We start from the raw sequence: 17717 nt of genomic DNA, 5'->3' as shown, positions 1-17717 counted from the left end.
TTTTCTCCTAGCTTGATGCGGGTTTTCTGCCGCGATTTTTACTATACAATCGCCGAGATCAGAATAAACCCGGCAGTCGCGATAAACAGCAAATATCAAACGCGCCGGCCATAGCGGAGACAGGAACACTACGATGGCCACCACCATTCGCGATGTCGCACGCGCCGCCAGCGTCTCGATCGGCACCGTTTCGCGCGCGCTCAAAAATCAACCCGGGCTGTCCGAGGCCACGCGCATACGCGTCGTCGAAGTGGCGCAGCAACTGGGCTATGACTCCGCGCAATTGCGCACTCGCATTCGCCGCGTGACCTTCCTGCTGCACCGGCAACACAACAACTTCGCCGTCAGCCCATTCTTCTCGCACGTGCTGAACGGCTTCGAGGAAGCCTGCCGCGAACGCCGGCTGGTGCCATCCGTGCTCACCGCCGGCCCCACCCAGGATCTCGCGCAACAAATGCGGCTCCATGCGCCCGACGCCATTGCCGTCGCGGGTTTCGTCGAGCCGGAATTGCTCGCGCACCTGCATGCGCTTGCGCGCCCGACCGTGCTCATCGACCTGCGCGCGCCGGGTTTCCGCTCCGTCAACATCGACAACGCCCGAGGCGCCTCGCTCGCGATGCAGCATCTGTTCGCGTCGGGGCGGCGGCGCATCGCGTTCATTGGCGGCTCGCTCGCGCATCACAGCATCGCGCAGCGCGCGCTGGGCTATCGCAAGGCTTATTTCGACGCGGGCCTCCTGTTCGATCCGATGCTCGAAATCATGACCCAGCCGGGTCTGCCCGCCGATCTCGCCGCCGCCGACGCCATGGAACGCCTGATCGCCGATGCACGCGCGCAATCCGCGCCGCTGCCCGACGCCGTTTTCGCCTATAACGATGCAGCGGCCCTCGCCGCGATGCGGGTCTGTCTCGCTCATGGCTTGCGCGTGCCGGAAGACATCGCGTTCGTGGGTTTCGACGACATTCCCGCCGCCGCGCAGAGCACGCCGCCGCTCTCGACCGTCGCCATCGACAAGGAAGCGCTCGGGCGCCGCGGCGTCGAACTGCTGCTGGAGGACACGTCGGGGCCGCCGAATCAGGCCGATACGCTCGTCGCAGTCGACTTCATCCCGCGCGCGAGTTCCGGCGCGGGCCCTCAGGGGAAACCGGCATCAAGACAGCACGCGAACCAGGACATCAGCACGCCATGAACATGACTGCCTCACCCGCCCTCGCGGAAGCAGCGCCGGCAGAACGCGCGATCGACTTTCGCAGCCACGACTTCCTGCTCGCGCACGTGCGCGACACGCTCGCGTTCTACGCGCCCCACGCCCGCGACCCGTCCGGCGGCTTCTTCCACTTCTTCAAGGACGACGGCAGCGTCTACAACCCCACGACGCGCCACCTCGTCAGCAGCACGCGTTTCGTCTTCAACTACGCGATGGCGTACCGGCATTTCGGCGACGCGCGCCATCAGGACGACGCGCGGCACGCGTTCGGCTTCCTGCGCGCGGCGCACTGGGACGCGGCGCTGGAGGGCTACGACTGGGAAATCGAGTGGCGCGACGGCCAGAAACGCACCCTCGACGGCACGCGCCACTGCTACGGCATGGCCTTCGTGCTGCTCGCGTGCGCGCATGCGGCGATGGCGGGCATCGACGAAGCCCGGCCAATGATCGACGAAACCTTCGCGCTGATGGAGCGCCGCTTCTGGGACGCCGACGCCGGCCTGTACGCCGACGAAGCCACGCCCGACTGGCGTCTTTCCGACTATCGCGGGCAGAACGCCAACATGCACGCCACCGAGGCGCTGCTGGCCGCCTACGAGGCAACCGGCCATGTGGTCTACCTCGACCGCGCCGAGAAGATCGCGGGCAACATCACGCTGCGCCAGGCCCGGCTGTCGAACGGGCTCGTGTGGGAGCACTTCCGGCCCGACTGGTCGGTGGACTGGCACTACAACGAGTCGGACAGTTCGAACATCTTCCGTCCGTGGGGCTTCCAGCCCGGTCATCAGACCGAATGGGCGAAGCTCCTGCTGATCCTGGAGCGGCATCGCGCGCTGCCGTGGCTCGCGCCGCGCGCAGTGGAACTGTTCGACGCCGGTTTCAACCGCGCGTGGGACAGCCGGCACGGCGGCCTGTATTACGGCTTCGGTCCCGACGACACGATCTGCGACCACGACAAGTATTTCTGGGTCCAGGCGGAGAGCTTCGCGGCGGCGGCGCTGCTCGGCGCCCGCACGGGCCGGGAGCGTTTCTGGGACTGCTACGACGAACTCTGGCGCTACAGCTGGGCGCATTTCGTCGATCACGAATACGGCGCGTGGTATCGCATCCTGACCTGCGACAACCGCAAGTACGGCGACGAAAAAAGTCCCGCGGGCAAGACCGACTATCACACCATGGGCGCGTGCTACGAAGTGCTGAACGCGCTCGCCCCGTCACAACATTCACGGTGAAATCGATGGCAAGCGAGCACAGCACCTTTCCGCAATTCGTCTCCGCCGGCGACATCCTCACCGACATGATCCGCACGGACGTGTCGAGCTGGCTCTCGCGTCCGGGCGGCGCGGGCTGGAACGTGGCCCGCGCGGTCGCGCGCCTCGGCCTGCCGACCGCATGCGCCGGCTCGCTCGGCACCGACAACTTTTCTGACGACCTGTGGGAAGCCAGCGTCGCGTGCGGCCTCGACATGCGCTTCATGCAGCGCGTCGAGCGCCCGCCGCTGCTGGCCATCGTCCACAAGACGCAGCCGCCTACCTATTACTTCATGGGCGAGAACGGCGCCGATCTCGCCTTCGATCCGTCGCGCCTGCCGCAAGGCTGGATGGAGCGGGTGAAGTGGGCGCACTTCGGCTGCATCAGTCTCGTGCGCCAGCCGCTCGGCGCCACGCTGGCGGCGCTCGCCCGGCAGTTGCGCGAGCACGGCGTGAAAATCAGCTTCGATCCGAACTACCGCAACCTGATGGAGCACGGCTACGAGCCGATCCTGCGCAACATGGCCGGGCTCGCCGACCTCATCAAGGTCTCGGACGAAGACCTGCACATGCTGTTCAAGGACAAATCCGAGCCGGACGCGCTTGCCGCGATTCGCGCGATGAATCCGCAGGCCACCCTGCTCGTCACGCGCGGCTCCGCGCAGGCCACGCTCTACGCCGGCGACGAGCAATTCAGCGCGCGTCCGCCGAGCGTGGAAGTGGCGGATACGGTCGGGGCCGGCGATGCTTCCATCGGCGGATTGCTCTACAGCCTGATGGCGCGCCACGGCGACTGGCCGGAGCATCTGAGGTTCGCGCTCGCGGCGGGTGCGGCGGCCTGTCGTCATTCGGGTGCGCATTCGCCGACGCTCGACGAAGTCGAAGCGCTGCTGAAATAAAGCGGCAGGACGGCGTCATACGCGTCGCATATCCGCGTGCTAGCATGGATTCGTCCTTGCCCGGAGGCGTATCCACCATGGAAGACACCACCTACACGAAAGGCATCTACACCGCGCAGATCGGCGTGCGCGCCATCGACGACGGTCAGTTCCAGGGCCTCGTTTCGCTCACGCGCGACGACGGCGAGGACACCGAGGCGAAGGTCTTCGAAGTGGACGCCGCCTCGGGCAACGAAGAAGAAGCACTCGACGAAGCGCGCGCGCTCGCGCACCGGATTCTCGGGGAAATCGAACTATAGCGGCCAGGCGGCGCTTGGCTCATTGCCTCGCGGCCGCTGCTGACTGCAATGGAGGACACCATGCCGGAGCAGATCTTCCTTTACGGCGTCTATGCGATCCACGTGAGACCGGTCGAGCTGCAAGGCTCGCGCTGGGACGCGGAGTACGAAATCCGCCATCACGACAAGGCGGTGCAGGCGTGGCAGACGGTCGGCGGCGACGAAGGGCTGGTTGATCGCGCCGAAGCCGTCGAGCTTGCGCATCAGCGCGGCGTGGCGGATATCGAAGCCGGCGCGGGCATTCCGAAGCCGCGCGCCTTTCCCTGATTCCGCTCAGCGTGACGCGTGCGCCACGCCCGCCTGAGCAGCAGGCGCAAGCCGCGCGGCCTCGCGACGGTCGATCGCCAATGCACGCTCATGACCTTCGCGCGCCAGCGAGCGCTCGACGTACTCGAACAGCACGCCCTCCGGCGGAATCAGCTTCGCGACCAGCGCAATCTGCAGCGTGCTCGCCGCGAGTACATCGGCGGCGGTGAACTGCTCGCCGAGCAGCCACGGCCCCTCCTCCAGCGCGCTTTCGATCGCATGCTCGACCCGCGCCAGATCACCCCAGCCGAAACTCACCGTGTTGCCCGGCGCGCCGGTCATGCGCTCGGCCATCGCGGGCTCCAGGCAGGAGCCGGTGAAAAACATCCATTGCAGGAAACGACCGCGCGCCGGATCGTCGACGGGCACGCCCAGCCCGCTGTCCGGATAGCGATCCGCCAGATACAGCAGCACCGCGCCCGATTCCGCCACGCGCACGCCGCCGTCCTCGAGCGCCGGCAGTTTCGACATCGGATTGACGCGGCTGAAGTCAGCGCCGTTCTGCGCACCCGCGCGAATGTTCACGTACTCGAGTTCGTACGGCACACGCATTTCCTCGAGCATCCACAGCGCGCGAAAGGCGCGCGTCTTCGGCCAGTAGTAGAGCTTCATCGGTCTCGTCTTCTTCGCGGGTTTCAGTGTCGTTCAGGTTAGTACCAAAACTCCATCCGACGTGGTCTGAACGATCCGGGTTAACGCGCACGCGAGCCCGATCGAGAAGATTTCTCTCGTTTCGGCGGCAATTAATCCATCTGTTTCTTGATTCCAGCCGAATCCCGGACAGTGCGCAAAAACATTCCGCTTTCGGCGGCAAAGAATGACGCATTGCCCCACATACCAAAACGAGACCGGAGATTCCATGAACGCTCGCGTCCCCGCCGATGCCTGCCTTGCTCCCGCGCTGTCGGACTATCAACTCGGCGACAACCTGAGCGCCACGCACGGCCGCATCTTCCTGACGGGCACGCAAGCCCTCGTGCGCCTCGTGCTGATGCAGCGCGAACAGGACCGCGCGGCGGACCTGAACACCGCCGGCTTCATCAGCGGTTATCGAGGCTCGCCGCTCGGCATGGTGGACCAGCAGTTGTGGAAGGCGAAGAAACTGCTCGCGTCGCACGACGTGCGCTTTCTGCCCGCCATCAACGAGGAACTCGGCGGCACCGCGGTGCTCGGCACGCAGCGCGTGGAGTCCGACCCGGAACGCACCGTCGATGGCGTGTTCGCGATGTGGTACGGCAAGGGACCGGGCGTCGATCGCGCCGGCGACGCCCTCAAGCACGGCAACGCCTACGGCTCGTCGCCGCATGGCGGCGTGCTGGTCGTGGCGGGCGACGACCACGGCTGCGTGTCGTCGTCGATGCCGCATCAGAGCGACCAGACGATGATCTCGTGGCACATGCCGGTGGTGAATCCGTCGAACGTCGCGGACATGCTGGAGTTCGGCCTGTACGGCTGGGCGCTGTCGCGCTTCTCGGGCGCGTGGGTCGGCTTCAAGGCGATCTCGGAGACCGTCGAATCCGGCTCGACCGTCGATCTCGACGCCGTCCGCCGCGACTGGACCGCGCCCGGCAACTTCACGCCGCCCGCCGGCGGCCTGCACAACCGCTGGCCCGACCTGCCGAGCCTGACGATCGAAGCGCGCCTCGCCGCCAAGCTCGACGCGGTGCGCCACTTCGCGCGCACGAACAGCATCGACAAGTGGATCGCGCAGAGTCCGCGCGCCAACGTGGGCATCGTCACCTGCGGCAAGGCCCATCTCGACCTGATGGAAGCCTTGCGCCGCCTGGACCTGACCGTCGCCGATCTCGACGCCGCCGGCGTGCGCATCTACAAGGTCGGGCTGTCGTATCCGCTGGAGACGACGCGCCTTGAACAGTTCGTCGTCGGCCTGAGCGAAGTGCTCGTGATCGAGGAAAAAGGACCGGTCGTCGAGCAGCAGATCAAGGAGCATCTGTACAACCGCACCGACGGCGCCCGCCCGGTGGTGATCGGCAAGCATGCGCGGGACGGCGCCGCGCTGCTGAGCGCACTCGGCGAACTGCGGCCGTCGCGGGTGCTGCCCGTGTTCGCGCAATGGCTTGCGCATCACAAGCCCGCGCTGGATCGCCGCGACAAGGTGGTCGATCTGGTCGCGCCGCCGATTCTCTCGAACGTCGCCGACGCCGTGAAGCGCACGCCCTACTTCTGCTCGGGCTGCCCGCACAACACGTCGACGAAGGTGCCGGAAGGATCGATTGCGCATGCGGGCATCGGCTGCCACTTCATGGCGTCGTGGATGGAGCGCGACACGACCGGCCTGATCCAGATGGGCGGCGAAGGCGTCGACTGGGCGTCGCACTCGATGTTCACCAAAACGCCGCACGTGTTCCAGAACCTCGGCGACGGCACCTACTTCCATTCGGGCATTCTCGCGATCCGTCAGGCGGTGGCGGCGAAGGCCAACATCACCTACAAGATCCTCTACAACGACGCCGTCGCGATGACCGGCGGCCAGCCGGTCGACGGCAGCATCTCCGTGCCGCAGATCGCCCGTCAGGTGGAAGCGGAAGGCATTGCGCTGCTGGTAGTTGTCAGCGACGAACCGGAGAAGTACCAGGGCCACGAGGACCAGTTTCCGCGCGGCACGACGTTTCATCACCGCGGCCAGCTCGACGAGGTCCAGCGCCGCCTGCGCGACACGCCGGGCGTGACCGTGCTGATCTACGACCAGACCTGCGCGGCGGAGAAGCGCCGCCGCCGCAAGAAAGGCGAGTTTCCCGATCCGGACAAGCGCCTGTTCATCAACGAAGCCGTCTGCGAAGGCTGCGGCGATTGCGGCGTGCAGTCGAATTGTTTGTCGGTGGAACCGGTCGAGACGGAGCTGGGACGCAAGCGCCGCATCGACCAGTCGTCGTGCAACAAGGATTATTCGTGCGTGAACGGCTTCTGTCCGAGCTTCGTCACGCTCGAAGGCGCGAAGCTGAAAAAGGCCGAAGGCCATGCGTTCGATCCGGCGGAACTCGCGCGCCGCGTCGATGCGTTGACGCCGCCCGCAACCCGGCTCGACGACGCGCCCTACGACATCCTCGTGACGGGCGTCGGCGGCACGGGCGTCGTGACGGTGGGCGCGCTCATCAGCATGGCGGCGCATCTGGAAGGCAAGAGCGCGTCGGTGCTTGACTTCATGGGCTTTGCGCAGAAGGGCGGCTCGGTGTTGTCGTTCGTGCGCTTCGCCGCCACCGATGCGCTGCTCAACCAGGTGCGCATCGACACCCAGCAGGCCGACCTGCTGCTCGCCTGCGATCTCGTGGTCGGCGCGAGCCCGGAGGCCTTGCAGACGGTCCGGCACGATCGCACGAAGATCGTCGTGAACACGCACGCGATTCCGAATGCCACCTTCGTGCAGAACCCCGAGGCCAGTCTTCACGCGGATGCCCTGCTCGACAAGCTGCGTCACGCGGCCGGTCCCGGCGCGCACGACGCCATGCGCAGTTGCGATGCACAGGCGCTGGCGCAGCGCTTCCTGGGCGACACCATCGGCGCGAACATCCTGATGCTGGGCTTCGCGTGGCAGCTCGGCCTCGTGCCGCTCTCGCTCGCGGCGCTGATGCGCGCTCTGGAACTCAACAATGTCGCGGTCGGCGCGAACAAGCTGGCGTTTGCCATCGGCCGCCTGGCCGCAGCGGACCCAACGGCGCTAGAAGCCTTGACGGCGCAGGTGAGCGCCCCGCACGTGACGATGGAACAGATGTCGCTGCCGGAACTCATCCGCGATCGCGAAGAACGCCTGCTCGCCTACGGCGGCGCGAAGTACGTCACGCGTTTCCGCAAGCTGGTGAACGCGGCGGCGGGCAACGAAGCGCTGGCACGCGCCATCGCGATCTCGTTCTACAAGCTGCTCGCGGTGAAGGACGAATACGAGGTGGCGCGCCTGCATGCGGATCCGTCGTTCCGCGCCGCGCTGGCCGCGCAGTTCGAAGGCACGGCAGGCGAGAACTACACCGTCAAGTTCAATCTCGCGCCGCCGGCGCTGTCGCACGCGGGGCATGGCGGCGTGCCCAAGAAGAAAGTGTTCGGCCAGTGGATGTGGCCGGTCTTCGGCGGCCTTGCGAAGCTGCGCATGCTGCGCGGCACGCCGCTCGATGTGTTCGGACGGACGCTCGAACGCCGCATGGAACGCCGCCTGGCCGATGACTTCGAAAGCACCATGACGCGCGCGCTCGCCCGGCTCGACGCGGCGAACGCCCAGGACGTGCACGCCCTTGCGTCACTGTACGAGCGCGTGCGCGGCTATGGTCACGTGAAGCTGGCCAACGTCGCGATGGTCAAGCGCAGCGAGCGCGACGTGGCGGCGCGCATCGGCATCGAAGCGGCGACCGGCGACGCCGTGCGCGCCGCCCTCGATACGATGAAGGGCGCGGCGTCGCTCAAGGGCATTCCGGTCGTGGTGGCGAAATAAGGCGCGGGTTCAGTCGGCGAGATCGTCGGGAAGCCAGTCGATGTCGCCGCACAGCACGCAGCGCCGCCCTCCGGAACGTGTCTCGACCGACAGCGTGACGCACGGCATCGCCTCGTTGATCGACAGATACGGCTTCGTCACGTGGACCCGCTCCGGGTCGCCGAGCGCCGCCCGGAAGTACGGCCGGCGCAGCCAGTTGGCGCCCTGCGCGTCGATCAGCGGCAGGAAGCGCGCCTCGTGCGCCGCGCGATCCGCGCGCAGCACGACATTGCGGCCGCTCTGCTTGCCGTTCTGGTCGAGCAGGAAACACCGCGCGGCATTGTCGAGCGCCAGGAAGTTCCAGCAGACTTCGTCGAGCGGTTCGCCCGCCGCGAGCCGCTCGGCCGCGCGCTCGAAGGCGCGGATATACGGCTGCAGCCGCGTGGCGACGCGCCGTTCCCGCGCTTCCGTCTGCAAGCGATAGCGTTCCGTCAGCTCGCCGATGATCGTCTGTGCGTGGGCGCCGTCCGCGAGCCCCGGATGCGGCCGCGCAAAGAAAAAGCCCTGCACGAAGTCCGCGCCGCTGGCGAGCGCGAGCTGCGCTTCGTGCTCCGTCTCGACCCCTTCGATCAGCACGAGCTTGCCCGCCTCGTGCAGCAGCGACACGATGCCCGACAGCACCGCCTCCATGTTCTGCCGCTGCTTGATCGAACGCGGCGACAGCGGCGCGTGCACGTTATGGCCCGCGTGCGACAGCATCACGCGGTCGAGCTTGACGATATCCGGATCGAGTTGCCAGATGCGCTCGATATTGGTGTGCCCGGCGCCGAAGTCGTCGAGCGCGATCAAGAAGCCCTGCTCGCGGAACTGCTGCACGGCGAGCGCGAGCCGCTCGATGTCTTCCGCGCTTTGCTCCAGCACTTCGAGCACCACGCGACGCGGCTCGATGTGCAGGCGCTTGAGGTTCGCCATCAGCGCGGCGGCGTGGTACGGCTCGGTCAGCGCGCCCGGATGCACGTTGAGGAACAGCCATTCGGTCTGCGCGCCGAGCATCTTGAAGTTTTCGAGGTGCAGGGCCTGCGCGAGCCGGTCGATCTGCAGCGCCTCGCCGATGCGCGATGCCTGGCCGAACACGTCGAGCGGCGACACCGGCCGATCGAAGCCGTCGTGCGCGCGCAGCAAGCCTTCATAGCCGACCGCGCGCATGTGCGAGAGGCTGAAGACCGGCTGGAACACGCTGGAGAGCGTCCAGTCGCCATGCTCGACCGAATAGCGGTCGAAACCCGACATCACGCCCAGTTCGAAACTGCGCGCGGAAATCGTCGACTTCTCGGGGTTTGCGATCACCATGTCGATACCCTCGCCTGCTGCGTTCGGCGAAGCGCGCTCGACCTGCGCGTGCCTTGCGTCGTTGCTGCCGCCGGACCCTTGCCGGATCCGTCCCGTAACGTCTTCATAAGAACAGCCCTCGATGATCTCGTCGGGAGTCTCGGTGTCCCGTGGCTTTCGCTAAAGCAAGCTCCATGCTCAAAGCGCGGCCCGTTTCGTCGTGCTTTTGCCGCCGGAATGCACCGTCCTCAGGCCATTCGTCGTGCAAACGCACCGCATCGGTGCAAAAGCGGAAGCGCCCCCATCGCTGCCTGCGGCGCACGCACGGGCTAAACTTTCGGCTCGTCCCATCAATGCTAGACGCCGCGCGCGCCCGCCGGGCGCAGGCGTCGTGCTGTAGCGCACATATGGAAATCGTCTTTACCGTCCTCATCCTGCTGCTGGCCGTGGCGCTCTCGGGCCTCGGCCTGAGCCTGCTGCCCGTCAAGCTGCCGCTGCCGCTGATCCAGATTGCCATCGGCGCGTGTCTCGCCTGGCCGAAGTTCGGGCTGCACGTCACGTTCGATCCCGATCTGTTCATGCTGCTGTTCATCCCGCCGCTGCTGTTCGCCGACGGCTGGCGCATTCCGAAACGCGAGCTCTATCTGCAGCGCCGCGCGATCCTGATGCTCGCGCTCGGGCTGGTGTTCCTCACCGTCGGCGTGCTCGGCTATTTCCTGCACGCCATGATCCCGTCGATGCCGCTGCCCGTCGCCTTCGCGCTCGCCGCCGTGCTTTCGCCGACCGACGCCGTCGCGTTGACGGGCATTGCCGGACGCAAGCGCATTCCGGCGGGCCTCATGAACATCCTCGAAGGCGAGGCGCTGATGAACGACGCGTCCGGCCTCGTCGCGCTGAAATTCGCGATCGCCGCCGCGCTGACCGGCATGTTCTCGATGCGCGACGCCACCATCAGCTTCTTCCTCATCGCGGCGGGCGGGCTGTCGATCGGCGCGGTGATCAGCTGGGCCGTGACCGAGATTCCCGCGCGCCTGCTCAAGTTCTCCGAGGACGACGACCCCGCCGCGGGCGTCATCCTGACCATCCTGATTCCGTTCGCCGCCTATGTCGTCGCCGAGCGGGCGGGGTGCTCGGGCATCCTGGCGGCGGTGTCGGCGGGCATGGTGATGAACATCCAGAGCCTGCGCCCCAGCCTCCCGAGCGCGGTGCGGGTGCGCATGACCAGCACCTGGACGATGATCGAGTTCGTCTTCAACGGCATGGTCTTCATCCTGCTCGGCCTGCAGTTCCCGCACATCCTCGGGCGGGCGCTGATCGAGGCGCATCGCGACGGCAACGCGCAGGTCGGCCTGCTGCTCGGTTATGTGGTCGCCACGCTGGTCGCGCTGTATGCGCTGCGCTTCGTGTGGGTGTATTCGCTGCGCTGGCTCGCGGCACGCCGGACCGCGAAGCAGGGACTCGAAAGCGCCGAGCCGGGTTTTCGGACGCTCGCGCTGACGACCATCAGCGGCGTGCGCGGCGCGGTGACGCTCGCGGGCGTGCTCTCGCTGCCGGTGACGCTCGACAACGGCGCGCCGCTCGCCGGGCGCGATCTGGCGATCTTCATTGCGTCGGCGGTGATTCTGGTGTCGCTGCTGATCGCGGTGGTCGGGCTGCCGATCATGCTGAACGGCATCGAGCGCGAGCGTAATCCGCATGCGGCGGAGGAACGCATGGCGCGCCGCCGCGCGGCGCAGGCGGCGATTCGCGCCATCGACGAAAGTCATGACGAAATGGTCGAGGAGATGGATGCCGCCGCTTCCGCGCGCTGCGCCGATTCCACCGCGCGCGTGATGGGCATGTACCGGCGCAGGCTGGAGTCGCTCGGCGAAGACGAAGCGCCGCGCGTGGCCGCGAAGAAGAGCGAATTGATGGAAACGCGGCTGAAGATGGCGGCGCTGCGCGCGGAGCGGGCCGAGCTGCTCCGGCTGCGCGCCGCGCAGGACATCAACGACGAGACCTTGAACAAGCTGCTGCGGGAAGTGGATCTGTCGGAGACGGCGATCGTGAACCGCAAGCGGGGGACGGCGGGGTAAGCGCCGCCAGTCCGCGCGTTCACGCAGACCGGCAGGCGACCTGCTTCAGACCACCCCCGCCCCGCGACGGCGCAGCAGCGCATAGAAAATAATCGCGCCGAACGTCGCGGTCCCGATCCCGCCGAGCGCGAAGCCGCCGAGCTTCAGCGTGAAATCGCCGGTGCCGAGCACGAGCGTGACCGCCGCGACGATCAGATTGCGGTTGTCGGAGAAGTCGACCTTGTTGACGACCCAGATGCGCGCGCCCGTCACCGCGATCAGCCCGAACACGACGATAGACACGCCGCCCAGCACCGGGCCCGGAATCGTCTGGATCAGCGCGCCGAACTTCGGCGAGAAACCGAGCACGATCGCGAACAGCGCGGCGATCACGAACACGAGCGTCGAATAGATCTTGGTGACCGCCATCACGCCGATGTTCTCGGCATACGTCGTCACGCCAGTGCCGCCTGCGAAGCCGGAAACGATCGTCGCGAGACCGTCGCCGATGAACGCCCGGCCGATGTACTTGTCGAGGCTCTTGCCGGTCATCGCGCCGACCGCCTTGATGTGGCCGAGATTCTCCGCGACCAGGATGATCGCGACGGGCGCGAGCAGGGTCATCGCGGGGGCTTCGAACACGGGCGCGGTGAAGTGTGGCATGCCGAACCAGGCGGCATTCGCGACCACCGCGAAGTCGATGGGCTTGCCCATGCTCATGCCGTTGGTCAGCGCCGCATAGATGAAATACGCGATGGCGAGGCCGATCAGGATCAGCAGGCGCTGCGCCATGCCGCGCGCGAACACCGCGACCGCGCCGACGCACAGCACGGTGACCAGCGCCATCCACGACTCGAAGCTGCTGCCCATCACGCCCTTTACGGCGATCGGCGCCAGATTCAGCCCGATCACGCAGACGATGGAGCCCGTCACGACCGGCGGCATCAAGGCCTCGATCCATTTCGTGCCGACCGCCGCGACGATCACGCCGATGATCGCGTAAGCCACGCCGCACGCGATGATGCCGCCCAGCGCCACCGGAATGTTGAGGTTCGGCCCTTGTCCGCCGTAGCCCGTCACCGCGATCACGAGTCCGATGAACGCGAAGCTCGAACCGAGATAGCTCGGCACGCGCCCGCCGACGAGCACGAAGAACAGCAGCGTGCCGATGCCCGACATGAAGATGCACAGATTGGGATCGAAGCCCATCAGGAGCGGCGCGAGCACGGTCGAGCCGAACATCGCGACGACGTGCTGCACGCCCATCGCGATCATCTGCGGCCAGGGCAGACGCTCGTCGGGCGCCACCACGCGGCCCTCGCGGGCATCGGGCTGGACCGGCCAGCGGGGGAAGAAGGAATCGGACATGGGCGGGCCTCCTGTGCGGCGATGAAGCGCCGTCCGTGCGGCGCTCTGATGAAAAATCAGGCGCGAGTGTACGGAGCGGGCTGTCGGGTGGCAAGCGAGCCGATGATACGGCCGTTCGGGCGTCGCCCGCCCGCCACGCGCCCGCCCGCTCAGGCGTGCTGCAAGGTGAACACCGCTACCGCGTGCTTCAACTGCTCGGCCTGATCGGCCATCGCGCCGGCGGCCGCGGCGGCCTCTTCGACCAGCGCCGCGTTCTGCTGCGTCACCTGATCCATCTGCGCGACGGCCAGGTTCACCTGCTCGATGCCCGAACTCTGCTCGTGCGATGCCGACGAAATCTGCGCCATGATGTCCGTCACGCGCTGCACGGCGTGGGTGACCTCAGCCATCGTCGTGCCGGCGCGTTCGGCGAGCGCCGCGCCGCTGTCGACACGCGCCGTGGACGCCTCGATCAGTTCCTTGATTTCCTTCGCCGAGGTCGCGCTGCGCTGCGCGAGCGCACGCACTTCGCCCGCGACCACCGCAAAGCCGCGCCCTTCTTCTCCGGCGCGCGCCGCTTCCACCGCCGCATTCAGCGCGAGGATGTTGGTCTGGAACGCGATGCCCTCGATCACGCCGATGATGTCCGTCATGCGCCTCGACCCGGCGGCCAGCTCGCGCATGGTGCCGGCCACATCGCCGACGAGTTCGCTGCCGCGCGCCGAGATGTCGGATGCGCCGCGCGCGAGACCGCTGGCCTCATCTGCGTGATCGGCGTTCTGACGTACCGTCTGCGTGAGCTGCTCCATGCTTGACGCCGTTTCCGCGAGCGACGCGGCCTGCTCCTCGGTGCGCTGCGAAAGATCCGTGTTGCCCTGCGCGATCTCGCGCGACGCATGCAGGATCGAATCGCTCGAATGACGAATGCCGCCGACGATGTCCGCCAGTTTCACGCTCATGTTGCCGAGGCTCGCGAGCATGCTGCGCTCGTCGCCGGGACGCGTGGCGACACGCGTGGTCAGGTCGCCGCGCGCGATGCGGTCGGCGATGTCCGCCGCATAGCCCGGCTCGCCGCCGAGCTGCGCCGCCAGGCGCCGGCCGATCAGCACCGCGAGCAACGCGCCCGCGGCCATCGCGCCGAGCACCAGCGCCAGCATCACGGCGCGCATCGTCTCGTACTCCGACGCCGCATGCTGGCGCGCCTCGGTCGCGCGCTTGCGCTTGAAGTCGGCGAGCCGCTCCAGCGAAGCGCGCGCTTTCTCGCTCGACGCGATCGCGCGGCCAATGAGGCCCATCTGGTCGACGTCGATCGGCATGGGCTTTTTGCCCATCTGCATCAGCACAATGTCCTCCCACGCCGACACCGACTGATGCGCGGCATCGTAGAGCGCGGCGCCTTCGGCGGAGAGAATCGTCGGACGCACGCGTTCGAAGGCGCGGTGCATGTCGTCGAGCGACGTCGACATGCCTTCCTTCAGTTTGGTCTTGCCGGCGTCGTCGGCGAAAGTCAGGTTCGCGGCGGCGAGGTCCGTGTCGAGCTTGTGCTTGTTGATTTCCTCGACCCAATACACCCCGTCCAGATGACGTTCGCCGATCTCGCCGATCAGGCCGTTCATCTTCGCGAGCGACACCACGCCGGTGGCGCCCACGCACGCAGTGAACAGGATCACCACCGCGAACGACAGCAACAGCTTGTTGAGCACGGACAGGCGGTCAAACCATTTCATCGATGTCTCCTCTTGCACGCTCCACGGACGGCGTCCATGGACAGCGCAGCGCGAACGCCGGTCCGCGCACAGCGTGGTTACGGCTGGGCGTCGGACGTTCTTGAGTGCGTATGGAGGAGATAACGCGGGCGGGATATGCGCTGGAAGGCGCCTGTAAACAAGTGATCCAGAAGCAGGGATTTCAGGCCGCTGCGATCTGATTGCAGCGGCTGAGTCCAGACCTTCGATTGAGAGTTCTCTGATAGGGAGGGGGAAACGCGGCACGTATGCTGTTTGTGCGCGTGTGTCGATGTTCGCGCACGAAGTTGGCACATTCCGATCGCGCATGGTGTCGTTGCAACTCTCCGATTCCCGCCCATGGCCTCCCCGGCTTGGGCGTTTTTTTTGAGCGATCGGTTTGCGTTTTGACTGTGGCGTGAGACCGCCACAGCCATGCCCCCAAAAGCCGCTTCCCGCTTACTGCCGTACCGGCTTCTTCGCCAGCTTGCGCTGCAGCGTGCGCCGATGCATGTTGAGCGCGCGCGCCGTCGCGGAGATATTGCCGTTGTTCTCGGCCAGCGCCCGCTGGATATGTTCCCATTCGAGCCGCGCCACGGACAGCAGCGTCGGGTTCTCGATGGCTTCCTCGGCCGTCTGCTCGCTGGCCTGCTCGTGGAGCGCCGCGAGAATCGTCTCGACGTTCGCCGGCTTCGCCAGATAGTTGTCCGCGCCGTCCTTCACGGCCTGCACCGCCGTCGCGATGCTCGCGTAACCGGTCAGCACGAGAATGCGCGCATCGGGTTGCAGATCGCGCAGCGGCGCCACCAGCCGCAGGCCGGAATCGTTGCCGAGATGCAGGTCCACCGTGATCTGCCCGAACTTGTGCTGGTTCGCGAGCTTCAGGGCTTCATCCGCGTCGTGCGCCTGATGCGCGGTGTAGCCGCGCCGCGTGAGACCGCGGGCGAGGATGCCGGCAAAGACTTCGTCGTCGTCGATGATCAGAAAGTTGGTATCGCTCATGCTGTTTTCTCCGTGATTCACCCGTAGCGTCCCGATTCGAGTTCAGGCCGCCTTGCTTCGTTCAGTTCGTTCCGCCTGCGCCGCCGCGCCGCGATTCGGCAGACGCAGCACCGCGCGCGTGCCGTGCGGCTCGCCATCGTGCAGTTCGATCGATCCGCCCAGCCGCGCCGCCGCCGCGAACGCCAGATACAGACCGACGCCATGTCCGCCCTGCGTGCTGTCCACCGGCGCCGCGCCGAGCGCCACGCGCAACGCGGGCGGAATGCCGGGGCCGCGGTCGGCGACGTCGAAACGCACGCACGGCGCGGCATCGATGGTTTCGGCGCTCGCCTGCAAGGTCACTGATTCACTGCTGGCGCGCGCCGCGTTGTCGAGCAGGATGGTGAGGATCTGGCCGACGGCCACCGGGTCGTCGATCGACGCCTCCGCGGGCGCCGCGCCAATCTGCGCGAACTTCACCTGCGGATGCCGCAGCCGCCATTGCTCGATGAAGCTGGCGAGCCATTCGTCCAGCGCCTGGCGGCTGGACGGTCCGGTCGCGCGGCTGCGCAGGCGCGCGAGCGCCGACGTGCACAGCGCCATCTGCTGTTCGAGCAGTTCGAAATCCGCGGCGTAGGGCGCGAGGTTGCGGTCGTGGGCGGCGGAATCGCGCAGTTCCTCGGACAGCATCGCGATGGTCGACAGCGGCGTGCCCATTTCGTGCGCCACCGTGGCGGCCTGGACGCCGAGCGCCACGGCCCGTTCGTCGCGCAGGTGGCGCTGCTGGGCGTCGGCGAGGGCGGCGTCGCGCACGCGCAGCGCCCGCGACATGCGCGCGACGAACCAGCCGATCAGCCCGACGCTCACCATGAAGTTGACCCACAGCCCCATGCGGAAATAGTCGAACAGGTTGGCCGGGTTCTCCATATTGAGCGGCACGTAGTTGTAGCTGAGCAGCGCGTAGCAGGCGACGGCGAACAGCGCGAGGCAGGTCATCATGACCCACGGCAGGATCGCGGCGGCAATGGCCAGCGACGGCAGATAGAGCGTGACAAACGGATTGGTTGCGCCGCCCGAGAGGAACAGCAGGGCCGAGAGCGCGCCGAGATCGACGCACATCTGGCCGAACAGCTCCATGTTGGTCTCCGGCCGTGCCCGCGAGACCCGCAGCCAGGTGAGGCCGTTGAACAGCATTTCGAGCGCGATGACGAGCAGCATGGCCGGCAGCGGCAGTTTCGCGCCGTAGAAGATCTGCACGACGGCGATGCTCGTCAGCTGGCCGATGATCGCGAGCGAGCGAAGCCAGAAGAGATGACCGAGATTGACCCGTCCGGTGGTGGTTATGCGATGCATCTGATTGAGTATCCGTCGACGCGTGGCGGAACGCCGGGCACAGGCGTGCGCCCTGGCGACATTATCCCGCTTGCATCAGGCTTGCAGCGGCATCTGGCGCGATTTGTCGCACCCGGGCGGCACGGCATGCGCTCTGCTAACCGGGAAGGCCGGCACGCTCGAGCGCGGCTGCAAGACACGACGGACACAGGCACGTAGCGCCCGCCTGCAGCCGGTCGGGCGGCAATGCCGGAAGCGCCGCGCACCAGCAGGCCGGGTCGCCGGCCAAAACGCCGCAGCGTAACGCCGCGCCGCAAATCGCGCAGGTCTGTGCGCCGGCCGGCGTGACCGGCGGCGTCTGTGCGGCGGTCTTTTCGAAAGCCATGTTCATCATCTCGTCACGGTTCTGCCTGAACGATGATCGCATGCCCGGCAGCCCGCCGGAGACGCTGAGGCGGCACGCGGCAATTCGTCCTGCTGCGTCGCGTCAGTCCTGTACAATTCCGCGTGTTTAAACGCTCCTCGCCTCATTT

Annotated in this window: 14 protein-coding genes; 7 read left to right on the top strand and 7 right to left on the bottom strand. The window is 66.9% G+C overall.

The window, feature by feature from the left end; genetic code table 11:
• Nucleotides 1-133: 133 nt before the first annotated feature.
• The 5 genes from QCE69_RS00375 to QCE69_RS00355 all read left to right on the top strand — a co-directional run bounded on the left by QCE69_RS00375 (nt 134) and on the right by QCE69_RS00355 (nt 3961).
• A complete protein-coding gene (locus QCE69_RS00375; protein ID WP_309928823.1) occupies nt 134-1189 on the top strand; it encodes a LacI family DNA-binding transcriptional regulator in 1056 nt (351 codons plus the stop codon).
• Nucleotides 1186-2439, top strand: coding sequence for an AGE family epimerase/isomerase (locus tag QCE69_RS00370; protein ID WP_309928820.1), 1254 nt, complete (start codon nt 1186-1188; stop codon nt 2437-2439). The genes QCE69_RS00375 and QCE69_RS00370 overlap by 4 nt, the downstream gene beginning before the upstream one ends.
• Nucleotides 2440-2444: 5 nt before the next feature.
• Entirely contained in the window at nt 2445-3356 is a 912-nt protein-coding gene (locus QCE69_RS00365; protein WP_309928817.1) for a carbohydrate kinase, read from the top strand.
• A 77-nt stretch (nt 3357-3433) separates the two neighbouring features.
• Nucleotides 3434-3655 (top strand): hypothetical protein, encoded by a 222-nt coding sequence (locus QCE69_RS00360; RefSeq protein WP_309913166.1) that lies wholly within the window; start codon nt 3434-3436, stop codon nt 3653-3655.
• A 60-nt stretch (nt 3656-3715) separates the two neighbouring features.
• On the top strand, nt 3716-3961 hold the full coding sequence (locus tag QCE69_RS00355; RefSeq protein ID WP_309806962.1) for a hypothetical protein: 246 nt from the start codon (nt 3716-3718) through the stop codon (nt 3959-3961).
• A gap of 6 nt (nt 3962-3967) precedes the next feature.
• Here QCE69_RS00355 and QCE69_RS00350 read toward each other — a convergent pair whose 3' ends face one another.
• The gene (locus QCE69_RS00350; protein ID WP_309928816.1) at nt 3968-4612 is read right to left on the bottom strand and encodes a glutathione S-transferase; all 645 of its coding nucleotides are present in this window, start codon (nt 4610-4612) and stop codon (nt 3968-3970) included.
• Between the two features lie 247 nt (nt 4613-4859).
• Here QCE69_RS00350 and QCE69_RS00345 point away from each other — a divergent pair, with 247 nt between their 5' ends.
• Nucleotides 4860-8438 carry an indolepyruvate ferredoxin oxidoreductase family protein gene (locus QCE69_RS00345; RefSeq protein WP_309928814.1) on the top strand — a complete coding sequence of 1193 codons (3579 nt, stop codon included), beginning with the start codon at nt 4860-4862 and terminating at the stop codon, nt 8436-8438.
• A gap of 9 nt (nt 8439-8447) precedes the next feature.
• Here the strand turns inward: QCE69_RS00345 and QCE69_RS00340 are convergent, their stop codons facing one another.
• Nucleotides 8448-9767 (bottom strand): EAL domain-containing protein, encoded by a 1320-nt coding sequence (locus tag QCE69_RS00340; RefSeq protein ID WP_309928812.1) that lies wholly within the window; start codon nt 9765-9767, stop codon nt 8448-8450.
• 386 nt (nt 9768-10153) lie between these two features.
• Between QCE69_RS00340 and QCE69_RS00335 the strand changes: the two genes are divergently transcribed.
• Complete coding sequence (locus tag QCE69_RS00335) at nt 10154-11821, top strand: Na+/H+ antiporter (protein WP_309913155.1); 1668 nt, start codon at nt 10154-10156, stop codon at nt 11819-11821.
• Between the two features lie 45 nt (nt 11822-11866).
• Here QCE69_RS00335 and QCE69_RS00330 read toward each other — a convergent pair whose 3' ends face one another.
• The 5 genes from QCE69_RS00330 to QCE69_RS00310 form a co-directional block, all read right to left on the bottom strand.
• Nucleotides 11867-13168 (bottom strand): solute carrier family 23 protein, encoded by a 1302-nt coding sequence (locus tag QCE69_RS00330; protein ID WP_309928810.1) that lies wholly within the window; start codon nt 13166-13168, stop codon nt 11867-11869.
• Between the two features lie 149 nt (nt 13169-13317).
• A complete protein-coding gene (locus QCE69_RS00325) occupies nt 13318-14874 on the bottom strand; it encodes a methyl-accepting chemotaxis protein (protein WP_309913150.1) in 1557 nt (518 codons plus the stop codon).
• A 456-nt stretch (nt 14875-15330) separates the two neighbouring features.
• Complete coding sequence (locus QCE69_RS00320; RefSeq protein WP_309806955.1) at nt 15331-15873, bottom strand: response regulator transcription factor; 543 nt, start codon at nt 15871-15873, stop codon at nt 15331-15333.
• A 42-nt stretch (nt 15874-15915) separates the two neighbouring features.
• Nucleotides 15916-17205, bottom strand: coding sequence for an ATP-binding protein (locus QCE69_RS00315; protein WP_309913148.1), 1290 nt, complete (start codon nt 17203-17205; stop codon nt 15916-15918).
• A 136-nt stretch (nt 17206-17341) separates the two neighbouring features.
• Nucleotides 17342-17569: a cysteine-rich CWC family protein gene (locus QCE69_RS00310; protein ID WP_309928808.1), complete on the bottom strand. Its 228-nt coding sequence runs from the start codon at nt 17567-17569 to the stop codon at nt 17342-17344.
• Nucleotides 17570-17717: the final 148 nt, after the last annotated feature.

It is taken from the genome of Caballeronia sp. LZ032 (assembly GCF_031451315.1).
In the GTDB taxonomy this organism is placed as follows: Bacteria; Pseudomonadota; Gammaproteobacteria; order Burkholderiales; family Burkholderiaceae; genus Caballeronia.
This window is presented reverse-complemented; position numbering and strand designations above follow the sequence as displayed.